The organism is Roseateles sp. P5_E1, assembly GCF_054049335.1.
On the sequence record NZ_JBFUMN010000504.1, the window covers coordinates 1 to 511 of the forward strand.

Consider the following 511-nt stretch of genomic DNA (forward strand, 5'->3'; position numbering starts at 1 on the left):
GCCGAAGTGCAATCGGCGTGCAGATCGGCGGCTCAGCCGCTGAAGGTATGCGGTTCGTCGGCAAATCCAATGGTGACCGCGCCCTTGCCGACGTTGACCATGCCGGTCAGGCTCATCACCGACTCGAACAGCTCCACCCCGTGCGCCTGGCAGGTCTGCTGCAGCGTGGCGTAGCCGGGCAGGGCCTGCAGGTCGGCCAGCTCGCCGCCGTAGCTGACGCATACGGTGGGCGTCAGCAGCCCGGCCTTGACCCGCTGCCCGACGAAATCGAACAGCTTCTGCACCGCGTTGTCGAAGCCCTTGATCTTGGCCACCGGCCCGGTCTGCCCGCGGTAGCCATGCAGTACCGGCTTGATGTCCAGCGCGCKGCCCAGCGCCGCGCTGAGCAGGCCGACGCTGCGGTCGCCCTTGTGCCGGGCGCGGGCGCGCATGTAGTACAGGTCGCGCGTGACCATGTAGCCGTGCACGTTCTGCGCCAGCATTTCCAGCCGTTCGCGGATCTGCTGCACGC

Annotated in this window: 1 protein-coding gene; it reads right to left on the reverse strand. The window is 68.0% G+C overall.

Features of this window, described 5'->3' with window-relative positions; all coding sequences use genetic code 11:
- Nucleotides 1-32: 32 nt before the first annotated feature.
- A partial coding sequence (locus tag ACXJKJ_RS32330) for a DegV family protein (protein WP_457395855.1) occupies nt 33-511 on the reverse strand: 479 nt, incomplete at its 5' end.